This window comes from Cetobacterium sp. (assembly GCF_051653945.1).
Classification (GTDB): domain Bacteria; phylum Fusobacteriota; class Fusobacteriia; order Fusobacteriales; family Fusobacteriaceae; genus Cetobacterium_A.
The window spans coordinates 1-23,917 of the sequence record NZ_JBOFXD010000028.1 but is presented as its reverse complement, the minus strand read 5'-3'; the positions used below and the strand labels follow the sequence as shown (position 1 = coordinate 23,917).

Annotated in this window: 14 protein-coding genes; 2 read left to right on the top strand and 12 right to left on the bottom strand. The window is 30.0% G+C overall.

Annotation, left to right across the window (positions count from 1 at the left end; translation table 11 throughout):
* The coding region (locus ACRC8M_RS02695) for a hypothetical protein (RefSeq protein WP_438527730.1) at nt 1-12,266 on the bottom strand (12,266 nt) is incomplete at its 3' end.
* 226 nt (nt 12,267-12,492) lie between these two features.
* A complete protein-coding gene (locus ACRC8M_RS02690) occupies nt 12,493-14,223 on the bottom strand; it encodes a solute:sodium symporter family transporter (protein WP_438527729.1) in 1,731 nt (576 codons plus the stop codon).
* A 243-nt stretch (nt 14,224-14,466) separates the two neighbouring features.
* On the opposite strand from ACRC8M_RS02690, the gene ACRC8M_RS02685 reads away from it, so the two are divergent.
* Together ACRC8M_RS02685 and ACRC8M_RS02680 are read left to right on the top strand one after the other, a co-directional pair.
* Nucleotides 14,467-15,186, top strand: coding sequence for a GntR family transcriptional regulator (locus tag ACRC8M_RS02685; protein WP_438527728.1), 720 nt, complete (start codon nt 14,467-14,469; stop codon nt 15,184-15,186).
* A gap of 19 nt (nt 15,187-15,205) precedes the next feature.
* Nucleotides 15,206-16,657, top strand: a complete 1,452-nt coding sequence (locus ACRC8M_RS02680; protein WP_438527727.1) for a sulfatase-like hydrolase/transferase — start codon at nt 15,206-15,208, stop codon at nt 16,655-16,657.
* A gap of 31 nt (nt 16,658-16,688) precedes the next feature.
* Here ACRC8M_RS02680 and ACRC8M_RS02675 read toward each other — a convergent pair whose 3' ends face one another.
* The 10 genes from ACRC8M_RS02675 to ACRC8M_RS02630 are packed head-to-tail and all read right to left on the bottom strand — an operon-like array spanning nt 16,689 to nt 23,828.
* Nucleotides 16,689-17,807, bottom strand: a complete 1,119-nt coding sequence (locus ACRC8M_RS02675; protein ID WP_438527726.1) for a 1-propanol dehydrogenase PduQ — start codon at nt 17,805-17,807, stop codon at nt 16,689-16,691.
* A gap of 9 nt (nt 17,808-17,816) precedes the next feature.
* Nucleotides 17,817-18,263, bottom strand: coding sequence for a cupin domain-containing protein (locus ACRC8M_RS02670; RefSeq protein WP_023050586.1), 447 nt, complete (start codon nt 18,261-18,263; stop codon nt 17,817-17,819).
* The gene (gene eutH, locus ACRC8M_RS02665) at nt 18,260-19,348 is read right to left on the bottom strand and encodes an ethanolamine utilization protein EutH (protein WP_438527725.1); all 1,089 of its coding nucleotides are present in this window, start codon (nt 19,346-19,348) and stop codon (nt 18,260-18,262) included. The genes ACRC8M_RS02670 and eutH overlap by 4 nt, the downstream gene beginning before the upstream one ends.
* Nucleotides 19,338-19,604, bottom strand: a complete 267-nt coding sequence (locus ACRC8M_RS02660) for a hypothetical protein (RefSeq protein ID WP_023050584.1) — start codon at nt 19,602-19,604, stop codon at nt 19,338-19,340. The genes eutH and ACRC8M_RS02660 overlap by 11 nt, the downstream gene beginning before the upstream one ends.
* A complete protein-coding gene (locus ACRC8M_RS02655; protein ID WP_023050583.1) occupies nt 19,605-19,856 on the bottom strand; it encodes a EutN/CcmL family microcompartment protein in 252 nt (83 codons plus the stop codon).
* A gap of 4 nt (nt 19,857-19,860) precedes the next feature.
* Nucleotides 19,861-20,457 carry a hypothetical protein gene (locus tag ACRC8M_RS02650; RefSeq protein ID WP_438527724.1) on the bottom strand — a complete coding sequence of 199 codons (597 nt, stop codon included), beginning with the start codon at nt 20,455-20,457 and terminating at the stop codon, nt 19,861-19,863.
* Nucleotides 20,450-21,097, bottom strand: coding sequence for a phosphate propanoyltransferase (locus ACRC8M_RS02645; protein WP_240221301.1), 648 nt, complete (start codon nt 21,095-21,097; stop codon nt 20,450-20,452). The genes ACRC8M_RS02650 and ACRC8M_RS02645 overlap by 8 nt, the downstream gene beginning before the upstream one ends.
* Complete coding sequence (locus tag ACRC8M_RS02640) at nt 21,084-21,842, bottom strand: ethanolamine utilization protein (RefSeq protein WP_438527723.1); 759 nt, start codon at nt 21,840-21,842, stop codon at nt 21,084-21,086. Before ACRC8M_RS02640 ends, ACRC8M_RS02645 begins: the two co-directional genes overlap by 14 nt.
* Before the next feature lie 11 nt (nt 21,843-21,853).
* Entirely contained in the window at nt 21,854-23,290 is a 1,437-nt protein-coding gene (locus ACRC8M_RS02635; RefSeq protein WP_438527722.1) for an acetaldehyde dehydrogenase (acetylating), read from the bottom strand.
* 19 nt (nt 23,291-23,309) lie between these two features.
* The gene (locus tag ACRC8M_RS02630; RefSeq protein ID WP_438527721.1) at nt 23,310-23,828 is read right to left on the bottom strand and encodes a BMC domain-containing protein; all 519 of its coding nucleotides are present in this window, start codon (nt 23,826-23,828) and stop codon (nt 23,310-23,312) included.
* Nucleotides 23,829-23,917 lie beyond the last annotated feature (89 nt).

Sequence of the window (23,917 nt, the reverse complement as noted above, 5' to 3'; positions counted from 1 at the left end):
GTTATGGCTACAATTCCAGTTGGTGTAATAAGCCTTACTCCTGGAATCCCCTTTTCACCATCATTTTGATATCCATCACCATTTTCATCATAGAAAACTTTTCCTATTATTGATGCTGTATCCAATAGACTATCGCCTACTATTGAAACTGTTGCTGTTGCCGTATTTGATATCTTTTCTCCATTGAGTATCATGTATGCTTGGTTTTTATATTTTCCAAAAGTTACACCTATACTTGGCTTCAATAAATATCTTACCCTAAATTTTGTAAATGGTTCCATTGTAACAGATGGAAAATTTAATCCATTTCCTAAAACTGGTTCTGAAATACTTATTAAGTCATCACTCGTATTTAAAACTCCATCTGGTCCTGATTCAACTAATTCAGTAGTTCCTTTTATATATTTAAACCCTGATGGGATGAGATCTTTTAAAACTACATCTTTAAATTTAGATTCATTATTATTTTCTACAATAACTTCGTATTCAATAGCTTCTCCAACTTTTACATCTTTTTTCAAAGCTCTCTTTATAACTTTTAACTCTCCTTCATTATCAGGTATTTTCTTTATGTAATTACTTACACTCGCTGTCTCTATTTTTCCTGTTAATGGATTCTTAGCTATAAAAGTGTTTGTTATTGTATCGTCTATACCTTTATTTATAGTTCCCGTTACTGTATATGTAACTTTATTTTGACTATCTGCTCTTAAATTTAAAGTATTACCTATATTAGTATTGTCCTTTACGGTAATATTTTCATTAGCCCTCTCTCCACTCTCCTCGGCTAATACTTTCCAATCTGTAAACAGTAAATTTCCAGTTTTATCTTTTAATTCCCCTATCAAATCACTAACTTCTATTCCACTTATATTCCCTATCCCTTTATTTTCAATGTTTAAGGTATATCTAATAAATTCATCTTTATCATTATAACTATCCTTATCAGAATGCTTTGATAAAGATAAAAGTGGTTCTGGTGGAATGAAAACTACACTATTTTTAAACTCTTCATTATTTAAAGAATCTATAACTTGAGAATGAATAACTATATCTCCAGATAGATTCTTATTCACTAAAGCAATAGCAGTATATCTGACAACTCCTTTTGGAGCTATATTTACTACTTCTTCAACATCAACATTTATTACTTCTTGTATAACTCCTCTTAAATTTTGTGACTCTGATTTTATTATTTTCCATGAATCAAAACTTATCAGTTTCTCTCCAGAAATAGCCTCTGTTAAACTATTACTTATAAACTCTTTTATATCTATATCACAAGCATAACCTAAACCGATATTTTCAACTATTAAATCAAATTGAATCTCTTTTCCTGGTATATAAACAGTTTGCTCTTGAGTCATTGAAGCTGTTATTTTATAATTTTCTGACAATATTGTATTTTTTGCTATTATACCTCCAGCATTTGCTATATTAATTATAGGTCCTGTAGCATCAGCTATTATATTTGCACTTATCTCATAATTTATAAATCCATTTGGTGGTATATCAACTGTATCTAAAAGATCTTGTGATAATTTTTCATCTTTTATTGTTGTTACCACACCTGGTGATATCTCTTTTATACTTATCTTTGCTGTACTCATATCAAAGGCATTTTTACTTCCAGTTGGTGTATCAACCATTAGATTGCTTATTACATCTTCAACAACTATGTCGTCCGCATATCCAAAGCCTACATTTGAAACTTTTATATTATAGATTAGCTGTTCTCCTGGTGTATATTTTTCCATTTGAGGTGTTTTTGTTATTACTATCTCTGCAGCCTTAGGCAAAGATTCAAACGCAGAAATATGTTTAATTCCACCACCTTCGACTGTGGCTTCATTTAATATAGTCCCAACAGCATTATCAATAACTTCTGCTGAAATACTAAATATTACATTATCAAAAGAATTTATATCTATAATCCCTTCTAAATTCTTTCCATTTTCAACTATTCCACTTACAATAGTTAATGGGTCTGAAATATAGGATACCTTCCAGTTTGGCTTGAACGCTGGAACTATATCTCCATCCGAATCTTTAACCATAACTTCATCAATTAAATCCTTTAATATTACTCCTGTTGTATTGTTTATAGTATTATTTGTTAAAGTCAGTGTATAATCTATAGGTTTACCAACTTCATACTCTTCACTAGCAGCTACTTTAACTAGTATCAACTTCGCAATTTCTTGAGTAGCAACAACAGTATTACTTTTATATATCATTCCATTTTGAAGAACTCTGGCTGTATTTTCAATAATTCCAACTGTATTTTCAGTTGTTTCTCCTCCTATAACTATAGTTACTTCTGTATTTGGTGATATATCTCCTTCAACTAAAAGATTTTTAGATGATTTAACTTCAAGATTGCTAATCCCTTTATCTAAAATTTTAGCACCTAAAGTTTCTAATTTGAATGCAGACCCTGTTCTTCCTCCTAAAATTTGAGTTTTTATATCCGCTACTTCATCATATATTTTTACACCTTCTAACCATCCATTTCCACTATTAGCTATTGTTAATATATAATAGTGTTGTCCTGTCGGAGTATATTTGTCTGAACTTTGAGCTTTAACTATGCTTAAAACTCCTGGAGTAGAATTTAAAACTAAATTGCTCTCGAAAGTTTCATCTAAATAAATTCCTTTAGCTATATTTAATATTGGTTGTATTCTTGTTTCTAATACTTTTACACTAATATTTATTGTTACACTTTCTCCTGGATGAATATCAGCAAGTGCACTAACTACTCCCCCATTTTCCTTTAAATTATAAACTTTTGAAAATTTATCTGAAGTTGATTCCGTTGTAATAGTTTGAATTTCAAAAGCTTCAGATTCTTTTAAATCATCTATGATTTCTACACCTGTTGCATACCCGCTTCCATTATTTCTAACATTTATTTGATAATTTAATACATCGTTTGGTATAAATTCAGATTCTAAAGAGGTTTTTGTTATTGAAATTTGACCTTTAGTAGGAATAACCTCTGCCTCTTTTGTAATTACTTGTGAGTTATAATTTAAGATTGCACTATTTTTTATATTTCCCACAGCATCATCAATAGCTATCCCTGTAATAGTTATTATGTACGTTGTATTAGGAGCTAAATCTCCTTTCGCTTCCATTTTTTCTAAATCCGAAAGTGTTATTACTGTATTTGTAATATCTCCAACCATAGATGTAGTTATTGTGTATCCAGATTTAAATGGAAACTTTTCACTTCCATCTACTGTTAAAACTTTCATATCTTTTATTAAATCCGTTAAAGATAATCCTGCTGCTATAGTATCTGTTTCATTTTTTATTGTTAAAACAAATCCAAAATCTCCATTAGGAGAGTATTTTTCATAGAGAGGTGAATTATCTAAGGATAATTGAGCTTTTTTACTACTAGCTACAACACTTTTCTTTTCATCTATTCCATTTCCTGTGACTTGAACTGTATTCAATATATCACCATAAATATTTGGTGCTAATTGACCATCTATTGTAAAAATAATTGCTGCTCCAGGTCCAATATCTAGAATATCCTCTAAGTTACTAACATTCGGATAACTTTTTTCAACATACACAATACTATCTATTGGATCTAATCTATTGGAAACATTCCAAGATGTAAAAGCTTTTGAAATACTTCCTCCCACAGAATCAGCAGCTATCTCTTCAATAATATCTTTTAATACTATATCATTTAAATATCCTTCCCCTATATTATGTAATTTAACCTCATAAGTTAAGTTACTTCCAGGAGTATAAGGATTTCCTGATACTATTTTTTTAGTTAAGTCAAGTTTACCTGCACTCGGATTTAATGACGGTGTTTTTGATATTAAACCAGCAAAATTTACTACGTTACTTGGAATTACTCCTAAAGATTCCTTTGATATATCACCAGTTAATGTTATTGTAACTCGAGAACGTGGAGCTAATGTTACTGTTGTATTCAAAGATGTATTATCTTGAAAATCATCCATATTTAAAATTGTTCTAAGACTTGATGATTCAACTTTCCAAGAATAATTTACAAGAGCATTGCCTCCATTACCTCCTACAAGTTCTGTTGATAGTAAATCTACATTATCAACTAAAGACCCACCTTTTAAATAGCCATCTCCATCATTTCTAATAATAATTTTATAGATTAATCTATCTTTTGGAGCATACGTAATTTCAGATGCGTATTTTTTTCCACCAACGCTGTCAATAATTTTTATAACTTCTTTAATTGCTTCATATGGCATAGTTGTTGCCTCAATTGTATTACTTTTATCACCTTGACTAACTGTAGCTTTATTTACTATTGGTGTAATTGGTCCTTGGTAATCACTTTCATTTAATGTTGCTTCTACCTCTAAAATTATTTCTCCATTTTTTTCTAAAGTTCCGATTACTTCGATAGGTATATTGACATCTGTTATCTCTGATCCTATTTCTACATTTAATTTCAAATTATTATTTTTTGGAAAATCAAACTCTAGAACTTTATAACTATTGAATGCATTTATTGTCACATCTCTACTACTTGCAGCTTGTATCTTTAAAATCTCATCAATCAGTTTTAATTCAGCTCCTGCTGATCCAGTATTTTTTAAAATTATTTTATATTTAATTGTATTCTTTGAATCGTCTTCTCCTCCTGTTTTATAAAATTCACCTGATTTAATGCTTAAATCTAAATCGTCTATTTTTTTAGTTGAAATAACTTCATTTGTTGAATTCCCATTTACTTGAGCTGTATTCTCTATATCTCCAACTGTTCCCGCCTTTAAATTTCCTGTTGCTACTATTATTTCGGTACTCATTGGTGCTATATTTATTTTTTCCCTTATATCTTTTGGATTTTCAAAAGCTTCTCCTATATTTCCACCTACAAAAGTGGTTTTAATTTTACTTAGCTCATCAATCACTTCTATATCTTTTAGCCAACCTTTTCCAGTATTTTTTATATTTAAGGTATATGTTAGCTCATCTAAATCAACATAGATAGTTTTATCCACAGATTTATCAAAAGACAATATCCCTGATTCAGAATTTAAATCTATACTTGCAGCTACAGAATCTCCATTTTCTAATTTAGCTTGTGCACTATTTGTGATAGTCCCATATGCTTCTGAATTAACCTTAGCTATTATTTTTACTATCAATGTATCTCCAGGATAGATATCTGCTTCACTTTGATAATAACCCTTAGATAGATCTGGCATTCCAACTTTTGTATTAGGTCCTGATACTTGACCTAATAAATTTATATTTGTGAAAGCAACACCCTTAGTTCCACTTACTAAATCAACATCTATAGTTGCTAAGCTATCCTCTATAATGGCGTTATTTGTGTATCCACGTCCTATATTTTTTATACTTAATGTATACTCAACTGTCTCATTAGGAGCATACGTACTTACATTTGCTATTTTTTCTATAGATAATTTCCCCATCTCTGGAGCAACTTCTGCAGAAATTATTTTTTCTGAACTCCCATCATATGCCCACTTTACTTGATTTATTATATTTCCCAAAGACCTCGTAGCAACTTTTCCTAGTATATTTATTGTTAGCTTTGTCTTTTTAGCTAAATCTATCTCTGCATTTAAAATATCTCCATTAGTTGGTATTTTTACAGCTGAATTCTCGGAATCACCTATTATTGTTTGGGTAATTTCCCACCCTGATGCCAATGCTGGTCCTTCTTGTCCACCAGCCTGTTCTGTTTTAATTTCACTAATTAAATCTGTTAGCATTAAATTATTTATCGTTGTATCTGAATTATTTTCTACAATTATTTGAAATCCAACATCTCCATCTGGTACATATGTAGAATTTGAAGCTTTTTTTTCTACTGATATATCCTTCAAAGAAGCCCCTTCTAAGGTAATAGCTGACGATACATACTCTTTGTCACCTAAAGTTACTTTATTGACAACATCTCCTACAATATTTTCAGCTAAAGTTGCCAAAATCTCAAAAGTCACTGTTACTCCAGGTCCTATATCTATTGTTGTATCTAATCCACTCACACTCTCAAGTTTGCCATTTAAGTATGTATATTTTGCATAATCATATTCGGTTTCCTTTGGGGGTTCGTAAGATATTGTCCAGTCTGCAAAAGCTTGTCCTTGTCCACCACCTACAATTTCTGTTGTTATATTTCCTATTAAATCTTTTAGTACAATATTATTTCCATAACCTAACCCACTATTTATTAATGTTATCTTGTATTTCACTTTATCTTTTGGTTTATACTTTAGAGAAGTTACTAATTCCTTATTTCCAGAAATGATTGCAGGTTCAGGATTTATTGAATCTGAATATATTTCATTATTATTTACTACTAATACATTTGGTGTAATTTCTTTTAAAGCTTTCTGACTTATTTTAGCAGTTATATTTATTGCTACAGACTGTCCCGGACCTATATCTACATTTTTTCTAATTAAAGTTTCTCCATCTCCACCTAATGATTCTACAAAAGTTGCATTTCCATTAATTACTGGAGAGCTTATTGTAACATCTTCAAGTGCGTGAACTGTAGTGTCAGTTCCTGATTCCTCAGTGGTTATTCTAGAAATAAAATCAGATATTAAGATATTATCTAAAATTCCTTTTCCTACATTTGAAACCTTTATTTCATAACTTACACTATCTCCAGGTTTATATTTCATCCCTGAAGAAAACTCTTTTCCTGCAAGTGTTTTTATAATATTTGTTGCTCGAACCTCTCCAGGATACGGTCTTAATACTGCTACTTGAGTATTTTGACCGTAAGAAGATATATTTTGAATAGTTCCAAATATTTTATTACCTATTGTTGCCTTTATTGTAAAAGTAACACTTCCACCTTGAGCTATTATCATATTGTCTATTTTTATATTCTCATTATTTTTAGGTAGTGTTGCTCCAATCAAAGTTATATCTCCACTAGTTAATGTTTCTATTTCCCAAGTATTATTGAATGGATTCACTTTTGTATTTTCATTTCCAGCTTCACTTGCAAATATATCTGTTAGTATATCTAAATAATTTTGATTATATGTGGTTCCTTTTCCTACATTATTTATTTGAATTTTATATACAATCGTATCTTCTGGAGCATAATTTGTAATTTCATTTGTTCCTGTACTATCATAAACTTTTTTCGTATGTACAATTACTCCTGAGGCCATTTTAGCTACACCTGTAGTTTTTACTATACGATTTACCGTAACTGAATTTGTGAAATTTCCTACAGCTAACGGATTAACCTTTGCCAAAATTGTATATTTTATATACCCATTTGGGGCTATATCTATTTTTGTATCTATATTTGTATTATCTTTTATTATTCCATAATCAGTTATTGAAGAGTCATCTGTTTCAGCAGTTATAGTCCAGCTTACAAAGGCTTTTCCTATTTCTCCTGTAGCTAAATTTGTATTTATATTTCCTATTAAATCTTCAATGGAATACTGGTCTAAAATACTTTGGCTTTTATTTTCAATATTTATTGTGTATTTTATATATCCATTTGGGACATATCCCTCTGTAACCTGAGTTACTCCGTCAACATCTAAATACCTATCCATTGTTTTAGAAATTGTAAATCTACTTTGTGGCATATCTGCACCAGCTGAAACAGTATCTCCATCTACACTTAAAGTATTTATCAATCTTCCAACTGCATTTTTTATAACTTCTCCTGAAATTTTATACTGTATGTATCCCCCTACAGGCACATCTATTTTCACATTTATGTTTCCTGGGTTAGCCATATTTGGAGCTTGTGCACCATACCCACCCTTAGTTATCTCTAAAACTTTTATTGTATTTGGAACAAATGCTGGAACTACGTTCCCCTTTGAGTCTCTTACAGTTATATCTTGAATTTTATCTATTAAAGGCACTTGTCCTGCATTTCCCTTACTATTATTTTCAACTCTTAAAATATAAGTAAGTTTCTGTCCAGGAATATAGCTTTCTCCCACTACCTCCTTTGATAGTGATAAATTTTGTCTATAACTCTTTGTTATTACACCTTTATAATTAATATCTCCTAATATATCTGGTCTTATTTTTCCACTTATTTTATATGTTAAATAATCGCCTTGTGCTATATCAACAACACCCTGTAAATTAGTATTATATTTTATACTCTCTGGTGGAATAGGCTTCGTACCTGAAGATATTTTTGATTCATTTTCTAAAAATTCAACAGTAAATTCATTTTTATTTTTATCTGGATTATAAAATACATCTCCTTTACTTCCATCCATTAAAAAAACTTGTAAATCGTTTATATCTTCGTTTACTTTGAAATTATTTAAATAGCCATTACTATTTGGGGCTATTCTTATTTTATATGTAAGTATTTCTCCTGGTATATATTTATCTTTGTCGACTGTTCTTACTATTCCACTAGTAGACCCCAATACATTATTTTCTATAAAAGTATCACTAATTATATTATCTCCATTATATACATATGCAATGTTTTTAATTTTTTGTGATAATAATTTTCTATTTGGAATAGCTTTAATTTTATATTGAACTTTTTCTTGAGGTTTTAATGTATTTATCAAATCATTTAAAATGTCATTACTACCACTACTCATCTTTACTTCATTTTTATATATTTCCCATGAACTAAAAGCTTTTCCATTTATATCATCTATTGATGCTCCATCTAAATTTGCTAATCTGCCAACTACTTTATTTAAATCATCATATATTCTTATATCCTCTATAGGATTCTTAGAATTATTAATAACATCAATTAAATACTCAAATTCCTTTAAAGGATTTACTGTGGGAGCTATTGATGTTTTTCTTATAAATATTGTTCCATCGCTATCCGCACTATCTTCACTAGCTGATGCTGTACTTGTATTCTGATTTTGGGCATCATAAATTTGAGCTGTATTAGTTATCACTCCTTTCAATCCTGTATTTAATTGGGCTTTTATTCTATAAATTACACTACCACCTGGAGCTATATCTATCAATGTATCTATATTTGAATTATCGGAAATATTTCCAATTGTTGTTCCGTATCCTTTTGCAATTCCCGTTATTTGCCAACTCTTAAAGGCTTTATTTTTTTCTTCATCTACAACATTTCCAAAATTGTCTTTTATTTCAGCGTTATTAGCAAATCCTTCACCAACATTTGTTATCTCAATTGTATAATCTATCTCTCCTCCATCAACATAATTTGTATCGGCTGAACTCTTAGAAATTTTTAAAAATGGCATCTTAGGAAATATCGTTACCTCTTCTGACAAACCGCTTCCTTTGGCAATATTTGTGAATGCTCCATAAAAAACTTCAGTATCTGTATTATCTATAACTCCAGTTATTTTAAAAACAACTCTTCCTCCAGGAGCAATATTTACCTTTGTATCTAAATCTTGCCCATTAACTACTGGATTTCCTGAAATTGTAGTTCCAATTCCAACAATTTCTGTTTCGATAGTCCAATTTGGTTTAAATACATTTTTGGTACCTCCACCTAATAGTTCTGCTGTTATTGTTGAAATACTATCTTGAACTGGAACATTCATAGCTATTCCACTTTCAGCACCATTAGAAACTGTTATATTATATACAATAACTTCATCTCCAATATGATTTCCATTTGAATCAATATTATTAGGATAGCTACCCTTATCTACACTTTTAGATATTGATACATCCGTTGCTTTACTAACAACACCTCTATCACTTATTAACTCTCCATCAACTTGAGCACTATTAACAATTCTTCCCTCTGATAAACTGTTTATTGTAGCATTAACTGTATAAACAATACTTTTTCCTGGAGATATTATAGCTAATACATCCAGATCTTTATTTTCTAAAATCCCTGAGAAACCTGGATTATCAGGTCCAGATGTACTAACGCTCCCATCTTGATTATAAATAACTGCTGAAACTTGAGTTTTTTCATATGCATCTCCTCGAGTACCTGTTATCAATTGTGTTTTTATATTTGAAAATAAATCTTTAATAGGTATATTTACAGCTGTCCCATCCCCTGAGTTTGTTATTATTATTTCATAAATAACTTCTTTACCAGGAGTATACTCTGTCTCATTAATCTCTTTTTGCAATTCTAATTTATAGGGAAACATTGTGATTCCATCTCCTGTTTCGACTATATTTCCACCAGAATTTTCATCAAATATATTTCCTACTATATTTGGATTAACCGTTATAATCAATTCATAACGAATTTCTCCACCTGGTGCAATATCCACAACTATATCCAAGTCTTTATCTGGGTTAATCAATCCATAATCAAATTGTCCTTGAGCTGTTCCATTTCCACTTTTAGAAATAAAATTTAATCTCCAATCTTTGACAACTTCCGAATAATTTCCATTTATATCTAAAGCTAAAATTTTTGATAATTTATCCGTAATAGATACATTATTCGCAAATAATATATCTGAATTTGTTGCTATTATCTCATATACTATTACTCCACCAGGCTCATATCCATTTTGATTGGTAAATTTTGTTATTGATATTGATGGATCTCCTGTTGTTATTATCTGTTGTGGATTGTATGTAGCTGATGAAGTTTTATTATCTACTATAGCTATATTCGTTATATCACCAATCGCAATATTTTTTGTATTTAAGGTGATATTATATATAATCTCCTCTCCTGGATAAATCACTACATTTGTATCATCTAAATTTTCATTATTAATTTGTCCTCCATTTAATAGTAAAGATGATTTACTTTTAGTTGAACCTTCCCCCAATACAGCTTCTATACTCCAAGAAGTTATAGGATTGCTATTTTCATCTTTAGCATTAGAACTTCCATTATTGGCTAAATTTGATGATATTTCTGTTATTTTATCTACTACATTAAAATTATACCCAATACCTTTCCCTATATTTTTTACTTTTATTTGATACTTTATAGATGACCCTGGTATATATCTTTCATTATTTAAAGTGCTTTTCTCTAAAATTATATTTGGTTTTTCTGAAATTAATCCACCATCAGAAGCTATTTTAGACTCCCCATTTCTATCTGTAACTACAACACTACTAACTATTTCACCAACTATATAATCATTAATATAAACACTTACAAAATATCTTACTTCTTCACCAACACCTATTGATATATTAGTTATATTTGGTTCTGCATTAGGATTATAATTTCCCTCTGAACTATTTGAATCCGAACTTCCTATTACTACAGCTCTATCTACATTAAATGCCGGAACTAAATTTCCCTCTGAATCATAAGCGTTTACTAGCGATAAAGAGTCTATTAAGCTCATATTATTTATTGGAATATTAGGACTTGTATTTCTTACTTTTATTTCATATGTTGCAAGGTCTCCTGCTGAATATAAACTATTGCTATTTAATGCTTTTTTTTCTACATTATAACTATACTTAGCCAAATTTAGAGGTTCTGCCATATACTTTCTAGTATTTTTTCTTATTGTAACAGAAACTTCATTATTTAAAGTTTCTGTAAAATCATCTTTTAGATCCCCTTCGATTGTGTAAATTATTGTTCCCCCCGCACCTAATGTTGCTTTAGAAACATTTAAATCTCCTGAGTTATCAAAGATTCCAGAACTTGTTCCAGTCCCAGTTGCTTTTCCTGTGATAACGCTACTCATAAAAGCATTATTATCAAGAATATCTATTATTTCTATATCTTTAATTGCTGTATCTTTCAAATTTTTTAAAATTATATTATACGTTACCTTGCCGTTTTTTTCATAATAAGTCAACAAAGAACTATGTTGGATATTTATCTCATCATATTCTACTCTTGACATTGTACTTTCTAGTATTTTTTCAATCTCACCCGAAGTATTAAATAATTTTGCTTCTACTTTTATAATTCCATTTACATCTGGATTTATATGAGCTTTAATAGTATATGTTATTGTTCCTGAAGGAGGTAAAACAAATCTCTGAACACTTAAATTACCTGAAGACAAATCTATTTCACCTTGATCTGTGTCTTCACCTGTTTTTGTAATACTATTTTGAATATTATTAAATACTGGTCCCTCGCCTCCTCCATCCAACGTAGAAATTAAATCGCCTATTGGGAAACTTAAACTTCCTTCTAATATTATATTAGTAGTATTAGTTAGCATCAACCTGTACTCTACACCATCTCCATTATCATAATCTTCTTTTGGATATACTCTTTCTAAGCTAAACTCGTTTGCCAAGATTATTTTTGAAAATAAAATAAAAAATATGATAGCTATTCTCCCCCATTTGTTCATCAGTACCTCCCTTTATCATGCAAGTTGCTCTTTATTTTTATAAATTTAGTATACATTTTTTTATCAAATTAGTCAATTCTAAAATAAGATATTTGTTGTTTTATATGAACGAAATTTACAAAATATATCTACTTTATTAAAAAAATAAAAATAAAAAAATTTAAGCAGCTTAAGTCCTTCAAAATAAAGGACTCAAGCTGCTTAAATTTTATATTATTTAAATTTTCTATTTGATATGATGCAGTTCAGATATTTGATTATTCTTATTTACATTATTTTTAACTGATGATGTTGATTTCATGATTATAAAGATTCCACCTGCTCCAAAAATAAAATATATAACATTGATTACTGTTAAAGAATTTCCACCTGCCAATCCAACTTTTGATAAAATTGTATATACATAAGCAAGTCCTAACATCAAGATATATGATACTGGAAATGCATATTTCCAATTTGATAAATCTACATGAGATTTATTTTCTTTTGGCAGCTCATAAGGAACATCTCTTTTCATAAAACTCCCTAATATAACCATAAGTAGTATATCGAATACAAATAATCCACCCATTACATGAACAAAATTAAGATTTATTTTAAATATCCAAACTAAAGAAAAATATAGTGTAACATGAGCTATTACTGTTATTCTTGCTGCTAAGCCACTTATTGTTTTATTCAAAAAGCCTACTGCTACAAGTGCTATTATAGGAATATTGAAGAATCCTGCAAATCTTTTTAAAAGTAAGAATAGTCCATCAGATCCTGATTGTAATGTTGGAGCAATAATCATTGATATAATAGCTATTACTGTTCCTGATATTTTAGCAACTCTTATTAAATCATCATCTGAAATATTCTTTTTAAATATAGGCTTATAAAAATCATAACAAAATAAAGTTGCCGCACTATTTAAAAATGAATTAAAAGTACTTAATATCGCTCCAAATAAGCATGCTGTAAAAAATCCTAATAATGGTTTTGGTAAAACTTCTCTTACAAGAGTTGGATATGCCAAATCAATATTATTTAAAGAGTTACCAAATATATGAAATGATACTAATCCTGGTAAGTTCAACATAAATGGCAGTGTCAATAAAAATACTCCCGCTATCAAAATACCTTTTTGTCCTTCAGCTAAACTTTTTGCTCCAAGAGCTCTTTGAATAATGGCTTGATTTGTGGCCCAATAAAAGAAATTTACAATCATTATTCCTGTGAAAATAGTTGTCCAAGGAACTGGATCAGTTGCTGCTCCCCAAGCATTTAATTTATCATAGTGAGTTGTTGTTATTTTAGTAACTCCATCTAATATACTCCCATTTCCTAAATATTTTAAAGCAAAGAATGGAATCATTGCTCCACCTATAATTAGAGCCATCCCATTCAATGTATCTGAAACCGCTACAGCTTTTAACCCACCAAAAATAGCATATATTCCTCCAATAATTCCTATTAACCACACAACAACCCAAATAGACATATTAAAACTTATATTGAAAAGACCTGGAATATCGAACATTTGTGAAAAAGCTATTGCTCCTGAGTATAAAGCTCCTGGAATTAAAACAAATGTATAACCTACCATGAACAGAAATGACATCATCCATCTTGTTTGTCTATCAAATCTAGCTTCAAAAAATTCTGGAATTGTTGTAAATCCACCTTTTAAATACCTTGGTAAAAGATAGAGTGCTAAGACACATAACGGAATAACTGATTGAACAGTCCATGCCATGATTGAAAAGTTACTAACGTAAGCTGAGGCATTCGTTCCAATTAGTTGCTCTGTTGATAAACTTGTTAAAACCATTGAAAAACCAATAACTACTCCTGACAGTCCCCTACCTGCCAAAAAATATCCTTGTGCTGAGTGTTCTTCATCCTTAGTTTTTAAATAAGATATGAAACCGATTAATGCTGTGACAAATACAAAACTTAAAATTGTCATTAACATATTATATACCTCCCGTTTTTTTATTACCTTATTTATACATTCTTTTTGAAAAACAAACAATATCTTAATTTTAACCATTATTTTTTTCTAAAAAATGTAATACTCTAAACTTCATACTAAATATATAGTTTATGCCAAGTTGTTATATTTGTTATGTTTATAAAAGACAAATAATTCTTGAAAAAAAATCATTTATATGATAAAAAATGAGCATAACAAATAATACAAATTTTAACACTTGAGGTGAGTAAAATAAGAAAAAACAATAGTAGCTATGAAAAAATATATACAGAGCTTAAAAAAAGTATCCAAAAGGAAAAAATAAAAGAGTTTGAAAAACTACCCACTGAGATGCAACTATGTGAAATCTATGATGTAAGTAGAATCACTGTTCGTAAAGCTCTTGAAAAACTTGAGCAAGATAATCTAATACAAAAGATTCGGGGAAAAGGAACGTTTGTTACGCCAATGCCTATCGTTCAAAATAAATCTGGTTTAAATAAACTATTTGATGATATAAAAAAATCTGGTAAAACGCCATACTCTAAAATTTTATCCATTGGTATTTTTTCACCAACAGATGAAATGCAAGAAAAAATGGAAATTACAACTGAAAACGTTCTTATTATTGAATGGGTTAGATATGCTGACAATGAACCCATACTTTATGAAAAAATACATTTTTTAGCAGAAAAACTTCAAGGGTTAGAAAAAATAGATTTATCAGATAAAAACCTTTATGATATTTTAGAAAAAAAATATGGAATAGTTTTTGAAAAAGGAATTGAAAAATTTAGACCTTGTATATTAAATGATGATTTACAAAAACTTATGAAAATTAAAAATTGTAATTTAGGAATGGAAATTGAAAAGAAACTATGGTTCAATAATAAAATTTTTGAGTATACTTTAGCATACATAAGAGGGGATAGATTTATATATACGACAGAATATAAAAAATAAGTTTTGGGAGGAGTAGTAGATGGAAAATATAGCAATTATTTTATTAGATCAAATTCGAACTGATATGTTAGGGTGTTACGGACATAATATTGTCAAAACTCCTAATATGGATAAGTTAGCTGATGAGGGAGTTATTTTTGATAGAGCATATACTCCTGCCTCTGTTTGTTGTCCCGCAAGAACATCACTTTTCACAGGACAAATGCCAACAAATCATAAGATAATTAGAAATGTTGAAAAAGCTGAGGTACAAGATCCTAGCTTAAATAATCCAAATATAATTTCAGATTTAAAAGATTATAAAAAAATATATATTGGAAAGTGGCATGTGGGAGGAAATGTTTTACCTAAAGATTTTGGCTTTATCGGACATAACTTTGATGGATATGGATACCCTGGAAGTAATGTCTATAAAAACATGATTTTTGATCAAGGACCTAAAAAAGAGGATAGATATGTAAAATGGTTAGAAGAAAAAGGATTTGAAACTCCTAAAGTTACAGATGAATATTTTGGAGAAAACCCTCATCTTAGGGTACAAGAACTTTGTGGAAAACTTCATTGTCCTAAAGAAGCTACCCTTCCATTTTTTGTAATTGACGAAGCTAAAAAAGAGATTTTACAAGCTAAAGAAGAGGGCAGACCATTTTTTATTTGGATGAACTTCTGGGGACCTCACACTCCATGTGTAGTTCCAGAACCTTATTACTCTATGTATAGTCCTGATGATGTAACTCTTGATAAAAGTTTCTATGAACCTTTAAAAAATAAGCCAAACCACTATAAAAACATCTCTCAAATGTGGGGAATGTGGGATGCTAGCGAAGAGAGATGGAAAGAGGTTATAACTAAATTCTGGGGATATATAACTCTTATTGATGATGCTCTTGGTGACTTCTTCCAATTCCTAAAAAATGAGGGACTTTATGACGAGATATTTTTAACAGTTACTGCTGATCATGGAGATGCTATGGGAGCTCATAAGATGATTGAAAAAGGTGAGTTCATGTTTGAAACTACCTATAGAATTCCAATGATTATAAAAGATCCTAAATCTCCTAGAAAGGGGGAGAGAGAAAATGCTATGGTTTACTTACACGATTTAACTCCTTCATGTAGTGATCTTGTCAATGGTAATTATTCTGATTTCTTCGATGGAAAATCTCTTCTTCCATTACTAAGAAACGAAGTATATGATAAAAGAAATGGAATCTTAGGACAACTTTCTGGTCACTTCGTATCTTTTGAACAAAGAATGTGGAGAAATGAAAGATATAAAATTGTTTTTAATGCCACTGATCTTTGTGAGCTTTATGATTTAGAAAAGGATTCTGAAGAGATCAATAACCTATTCTATGATGAGCAATTTAAAGATCTTAAAAAACAAATGTTAAAAGAGCTTTATTGTGAAATGGTTAAAATTAAAGATCCTTTAGCAAACTGGCTTTATAGAATCATTAACTATCTATAAAAATAGCGTGGATATCCACGCTATTTTTATTTTATTCTCCAAAATAAATTTTCAATAAAAGTTTTATATAGTCCTCATCAGTTAATCTATTTGGATTATACTCTGTACATATATCTCCTTTTATATCTTCTAATATCTCTGGAATTTTAATTTTAAACTCTTCAAAGTTTATACCTAAATCTTTTAAAGATTTTTCTATTCCTAAATTTTCCTTTAGTTTTTTTACAAATCCATTAAATAGATTTTTTCCATTTTCGTCATCAGTTGGATTAAAACCTAAAAGTTTTGCAAGTTCACTATATCTCTTCCAAGCTTTTGTATTAACTTCAATTATATATGGCATTATTATAGCGTTAGCTCTTCCATGAGATATGTGAAACTTTGCTCCAATAGAGTGTGCTACACTATGATTAATTCCTAAAGATGAGTTATTAAAAGCTATTCCAGCCATACAAGAAGCATACTGTACATTTTCTCTTGGAAGCAGCAACTGTGGATTATTAAAGTGATTTACCAAATTCTCTTTAATAATTTTTATAGCTTCTTTAGCTGATGAATCTGTAAATGGTGTTGCTATTGTAGAAACATAAGCCTCTAGTGCATGAGTTAAAACATCCATACCCGTATCTGCAATTATTTTAGATGGAAGTGTTTTCATAAACTCTGGATTTAATATTGCTAAATCTGGTAACATCTCCTCATTAGCCAGTGCAATTTTTTTATCCCCTTTAGTTATAACACTATATGATGTCACTTCTGACCCCGTTCCGCTTGTTGTTGGTATTGCAATAAAATATGGCTTCTCTCTTTTTATTTTCAGTTCATCCTCTATTTTCAAATTAAAATATAAAATACCTTTACAAGCGTCTATTGGCGAACCACCACCTAAACCAATTACACACTGAGGAGAAAAATAAACAATCTCTTTTAACCCTCTTTCAACTATTTCCACTGTTGGATTAGGAGTTACCTCTTTAAATATTTTTACTTTTGAATCTTTAGGTAACTTCTCTAAAATTTTATCCACTATTTTTAAATCTACCATAGCTTTATCTGTTACTATAAGGTAACTTGAATATTTTAATGTTTTTAAACAGTCCAAAGAATCTTCACCTGATTTTATTTTTGGTTTTATGAAATATTCTCTCATAACCCCCACCTACTTCTGTTCCATCCAGTTAGCTGGATAGACAACATAGATAAACTTAGCATATTCTGTAGCTTTAAACTTTATACTTGACCCTTTTGGAATTAAAAGAACATCTCCTTTTTCACCTGTAATTGTTCTTCCATCTATTACAATTTCTAATTTACCCTCTATTACATAATCAATCTCATCATAATTTAATGTCCAATCGAAAGTACTTTTTGTCATCTCCATCATACCCGCACCAATTCTAGGACTTTCTTCTAAAGAGAATAAATCTGTTACGTAAACTTGATCTTGAGGATTTCCCGTATCAAACTTAACTTTCTCTATCTTTTCAGCTTTTACAACAGCTACACCAGATGGATCTACATACTTTATACTTTTTTCTCCTCTTAACTCTTTCTCTATAACTTTTCTAATTATTTTTTCTAGTTCTAGCTCATCTATATTTATCATTTTGCTTCACCCTCTATATTTTTGAACATAAATTGTGCTAAGATAACTGCTGTTATACCTCCAACTAACTTTCCAACAACCATTGGAAATATCATCTGCGAATCTACTCCTGCAGTAAACCCTAAATGATCTCCAAATACGAAAGCCGCACTTACAGCAAATGCTACGTTTATTACTTTACCTTTTTTATCCATCTCTTTCATTAATCCAAACATTGGGATATTATTAGCAAGTGTTGCTACTAATCCTGCGGCCGCTTTTTCATTCATCCCTAATGATTCACCAAGTTTTGTAAGTGGTTTATTTAAAACTTTTGTTAAGAATAATACTAATGGGAATGCACCAGCTAGTGTGATTGCAATACTTCCTACAATTTCAATACCATCTGTTATTGGAGCCATTCCTGGAATAACAACGATTCCTGTTAATGTTTCAATTATTGATGCAGCTAATCCAATTGTTATAACTATAACTACTCCTTTTCCAAAAATTGTGAATCCACTAGTCATCTTTTCAGGTATTTTCCAAAGACCTAAAGAGATTAGTGCTGAGAATATTATTATTGGAAGTATATTTGAAAGTACTAATTCTAATGAAAACCCTGCTGTTAACCCTCCAGCCAAACAACCAATTGGAATTGTAATCATACCTGCTAATATACCTTTTGCTAAGTATGGTCTATCCTCTTTCTCAATTATTCCAAGTGCAACTGGAATTGTGAAAACAAGAGTTGGTCCCATCATTGCCCCTAGTATTAGCCCTGCAAATTTTCCAGCTTCGGGTGAAAGTGCTAGCTCCATTGCTAGTGGATATCCACCCATATCATTTGCCAATAATGTCGTAGCAAACATTGCTGGGTCTGCCCCAAGCATTGTATAAGCTGGAGAAATTATTGGACGAAGTATCTTGGCTAATACTGGAGCAAGTGATATTACTCCAACCATTGCTAGAGCTAGAGCACCCATTGCCATAATTCCCTCTTCAAACTTCTCACCATAACCGAATTTATTTCCTAAACACTTATCAATTGCTCCAATTACCATAAATAAAACCATTATATAAATGATAATCTCATTAATACCCATTATTTATACCCCCTTTAACTTTTTTTAAAACTTCACCGATTACTCTTTCATCTGATATATTAAAATCTTTAGTCAAAATCAATTTGATTCTTTCTTCTAAACTTTTACAACTATCAGATACATATCTAATTTTTACCCCTTTATTTTTTAAATAATCGTTTACTTTAGGAAGAAGAATCATATCTTTTGACATATTTAATTCATCTCCTACTATAAACTCCTCTACATTTTCCAAGGTAATAAGTTTCTTTTTCATCTATTCACCTTCCTCAAATCCATCTATAATACCAATTGTTACCGCATCAATTGGTATACTTTCATTTTCTAAAACTTTTCTTGCTCCACTTCCTTTTGTTATAAGAACCATATCTCCTGTTCCAGCCCCAATATAATCACATACAACTATTTTTTCTCCGTTTTCAAGTTGAGCTATCATAAATTTTAAACCATTTAAAGACTCATCTTTCCTTGTTGCCCAAACATTTCCAATAATCTTTCCTATAACCATAAAATCACCCTTTTTTTATTTCTAAAGCTGAATTTTTCAAATATTCTTTGGCTGAGTCTGTTATAAAGATTTTATCTGAAACAACTATCTCATCTGTTGCTTCTCTTTCTATCTCTTTCACATCTTTTAGAGTCATAACTTTTTTGTCAAAATATTTTTTCCTTTTAGTATTATCCAAATAATCAAGAATTTCCATTTTTTTAATAATTTTTATTCCCATGTCTTTCAATCCTTTTTCATAACTCAAATACTTATCGGCTATTTTTTTAACTTCACAACTATAACTTCGCCAAGATATTCCCTCCTCTATTAAATATATATTTTTATTTTTTAATAGAGATTTTATTATCAACTCTGTTTTTGGATTTATATATGTTGCATTTGAAATGGAAAATAACTCATCAATTTCCAATGAAAAAACTACTATTTTATTGCTTTCATCTGAAATCTCAAATCTTTTTTCTAACTCCTCTTTAAGTATTAAATCCTCTCCCAAAAGAGTTATTTTTTCTTTTATGTTTTGTTCTTGTGAATTATTTTTTTCTCTTATATACTTCTCTATCTCTTTTCTTATAATATCTAGTAAATCATTTTCATTCATAAATCTCTCCATAAGAGTCTTTAGTTAAAAAACAAGCATTGGCCTCATCATAATCTATATGCATATTTAGAGAAAATCTATTATTCACTCTCACAACAACATCTTCAAAAATCATTGGCCTTAAACTACCACAAATTTTTACTTTTACTTTATCCTTATCTTTTAAGTTTAACCTTCTTGAGTCCTCTTCTGTCATATGAATATGATTTTTAGCTACTATTACTCCCTCTTTTAACTTTAAGTATCTATCGCCATTTGTTATTAAAATTCCTGGAGTATCTTTTGTGCTTCCAGATTCTCTTAAAACAGGAGTTACACCTAAAGTTCTAGCATCTGTTAATGAAAGTTCAACTTGAGTACTTCCTCTAAAAGGTCCTAAAACTATTACTCCTTCTATTACCCCTTTTGGACCAACTAGTCTAACTCTTTCCTTACAAGCATATTGACCTGGTTGAGATAGATCTTTCACTTTATTAAACTGATATCTCTCTCCAAACAAAATCTCTGCATCCTCTTCTGAAAGGTGAATATGCCTACCTGAAGCTTCTATTGGAATTCTTTTCATATTTTTATATTCTTTTTGATTTAACTCTTTTTCTACAGCATCCTTTACTAATTTTACAATCTCATCGATTTCCATACTCTCCTGTCACCCCTCTTAACATCATTATATAGATAGCACTACTTAATCTATTTAGTGCTAATAGGATGTCTCTTCTTTCAATTGTACCGTTCTCTTTAACAAAAGCTTCCACACCTTTAATCTCTAACTCTCTAGATAAGGCTCTCATCTCATTTAATTTTATAACTGGATAACTATCCTTTGAACATATACCAAAGAGATGCTCTCTATTAAAATATTTTTTAGGATTGTGAGAGATATCTCTAATCTCATCTAAACTTTTTTCTAAAACCTTTATATCAACCAATGCCTCTCCTATAACCTCTGAAACTAAAATATTTTTTATAAATTTTTCAACACTCTCTAAGTCCTTTTGAAGTTTAGCATTTTTAATCTCTTCTAAGTCTTTCATTAAAACTAGCCAACGACTTTGAAAAGAATCTATTACTCCTCTAAAAATTATTCTTTTATCATCTTTTTTTACTAAAACATTTCCATATATTTGAGTCATATATTCTGGTTTTTCAACATAAAGCTCTCCTAATACTCCTTTGTACTTAGGTTTTGACTCTTCACTTCTTATCTCTTTAAACTCTCTAGCCTCTTCAGTTTTCCCAGCTATTTTATCAACTACTTTTATATCTTTATCTATTAAAAATTGTCTTGCTGAAGGAGTTAAAATTGTTCCTTTTTCTAAAGAAATCTCTTTCATATTCTCATCTTTTTTATAAAGAGATCTTAATTTTTCCTCTGTTAGAACCATAAGTACCTCTCCTATCTATTTAATATATCTGCTACTATTTTCTTTACCATCTCTTCTAATTTATCTTGTGATGTTTCACAGCTTTTCTTTTCCCCTTTTATATCCTCTAATTCTCTAACTCCCCAAGCCACTCTTCTTATATTTATAAGGTTTAATGGAGTTATATTATCAGAAGTTGAACTTCCTCCAACTGCACCGCATCCTAAAGTTAGTGCTGGAGCAAGATTAGTTGTTCCACCAATTCCACCTAAAGCTCCTGGTGTATTAACTAAAAGTCTTGAAACTGGTTTTTTTAGAGCAAACTCTCTTATAACCATCTCATTCTCAGAATGAATAACCATAGTATGTCCTTTTCCTTCTACATTTAATATCTCAATAGATCTTTCACATGCTTCTTCCCAAGTGTTTTCAACATAAAATGCTAAAATTGGAGCTAATTTTTCTCTAGAGTATGGATTTCTTTTTGAAACTTCACACTCTTCTGAAATTAAAACTTTAGTGTCACATGGAACATTTATTCCCGCCATCTGTGCCAGTCTTAAAGCATTTTTACCTACAATTTGTGGATTCATAGTTCCATTACTTCTTAAAATAAAATTAGAAAGTTTTTTAGATTCTTCTGGATTTAAGAAATATCCACCTTGAGCTAATAGCTCCTCTTTCACTTGTTCTCTTATCACTTTTTCTACAATTATAGATTGCTCAGAAGCACATATAACACCATTATCAAAAGTCTTACTATCTATAATTCTCTTTACAGCTAATTTTATATTTGCACTTTTCTCTATAAATGCTGGTCCATTCCCTGGTCCAACTCCTATTGCTGGATTCCCTGAACTATATGCAGCTTTTACCATAGCCTCTCCACCAGTAGCCAAAATCAATGCTGTATCCTCATGTTTCATCAATTCCTCTGTTGCATCCATAGTTATTGTTTTTACTACACCTATTAACCCTTCAGGTGCTCCAGCTTTTTCTGCAATCTCTTTCAACAGATTAGCTGTTTCAATTATACAATTTTTAGCATTTGGATGAGGACTTACAACTATTCCATTTCCAGCTTTTAGTGATATCAATGTTTTATAAATTGTTGTAGACGTCGGGTTTGTAGATGGAATTAATCCAGCTATAACACCTAAAGGAACACCAATCTCTAAAACTCCATTTTCATTTTTTAACTCACCAACAGTTTTCATATTTTTTATATACTCATATACATATTCTGAAGCAAACTTATTTTTTAAAACTTTATCTTGCCAATTTCCAAAACCAGTTTCTTCAACAGCCATCTTAGCTAATTTTTCGCTGTATCCTTTTATTCCCTCTACCATAGAACATATAATACTATCTATTTTCTCTTGAGAAAATGTAGCATATATTTTCTGTGCTTCCTTTGATTTTCTTATTAAATCTCTTACCTCTTGTCTTGACATTAAATCTCTATCCATTTTGCCTCCCTATTAAAACTTAAATATAATCAAGTATGTTTTCAACTGGGTTATTTATTTTACTAATATCCATATATTTATAAGATGATCCTGTAACTAAAACTATTGCCTCATCTATAGAACTCGTTTCTCCTCCTACAACAAAATAACATTTTCCTGCTAGTGTCCATCCTAAAACTAATTTAACTATATCTACATCAACACTTTTAATCACATGATCTAAAACTTTAACACCATCAGCTATATTTAAAAATTCAACTACACCTAACGCTTTAAATTTTTTATCTTCTCTTTTTCTATTTAATGCTTCTAAAAGTTTTTCACTTACTCCAGAAATAACTTGTTTACAACGTTCTCCTGTTAAATCTTTTAATCCATCTTTAACTGAAGAGTTATCTCCATAAACTATAAAGTAATATTTTCCAGGACAAGTTACTCCAGCCTTATATATTTTTAATTCATTAAATTTTATAATTTTATCTAACTCCTCAATTCCCTTTGGAATACTATTAAATTCAACTACACCTAACGCTTTCATCTCTTCTCCTTCCATTATTTTTAGGGAGTGACTAACATGTCACTCCCTAATATTTTTTTACTTTGCTTCTTTTGGTAAAATTGCCTCTA

Excerpts from the sequence above, each read along its gene's own strand:
- ACRC8M_RS02635 (WP_438527722.1), bottom strand. The coding sequence starts at position 23,290 with ATGGATAGAGATTTAATGTCAAGACAAGAGGTAAGAGATTTAATAAGA.
- ACRC8M_RS02650 (WP_438527724.1), bottom strand. The coding sequence starts at position 20,457 with ATGAATGAAAATGATTTACTAGATATTATAAGAAAAGAGATAGAGAAG.
- ACRC8M_RS02680 (WP_438527727.1), top strand. The coding sequence starts at position 15,206 with ATGGAAAATATAGCAATTATTTTATTAGATCAAATTCGAACTGATATG.
- ACRC8M_RS02675 (WP_438527726.1), bottom strand. The coding sequence starts at position 17,807 with ATGAGAGAATATTTCATAAAACCAAAAATAAAATCAGGTGAAGATTCT.
- ACRC8M_RS02640 (WP_438527723.1), bottom strand. The coding sequence starts at position 21,842 with ATGGTTCTAACAGAGGAAAAATTAAGATCTCTTTATAAAAAAGATGAG.
- ACRC8M_RS02645 (WP_240221301.1), bottom strand. The coding sequence starts at position 21,097 with ATGGAAATCGATGAGATTGTAAAATTAGTAAAGGATGCTGTAGAAAAA.
- ACRC8M_RS02670 (WP_023050586.1), bottom strand. The coding sequence starts at position 18,263 with ATGATAAATATAGATGAGCTAGAACTAGAAAAAATAATTAGAAAAGTT.
- ACRC8M_RS02630 (WP_438527721.1), bottom strand. The coding sequence starts at position 23,828 with ATGAAAGCGTTAGGTGTAGTTGAATTTAATAGTATTCCAAAGGGAATT.
- eutH (WP_438527725.1), bottom strand. The coding sequence starts at position 19,348 with ATGGGTATTAATGAGATTATCATTTATATAATGGTTTTATTTATGGTA.
- ACRC8M_RS02690 (WP_438527729.1), bottom strand. The coding sequence starts at position 14,223 with ATGTTAATGACAATTTTAAGTTTTGTATTTGTCACAGCATTAATCGGT.
- ACRC8M_RS02655 (WP_023050583.1), bottom strand. The coding sequence starts at position 19,856 with ATGGTTATAGGAAAGATTATTGGAAATGTTTGGGCAACAAGGAAAGAT.
- ACRC8M_RS02660 (WP_023050584.1), bottom strand. The coding sequence starts at position 19,604 with ATGAAAAAGAAACTTATTACCTTGGAAAATGTAGAGGAGTTTATAGTA.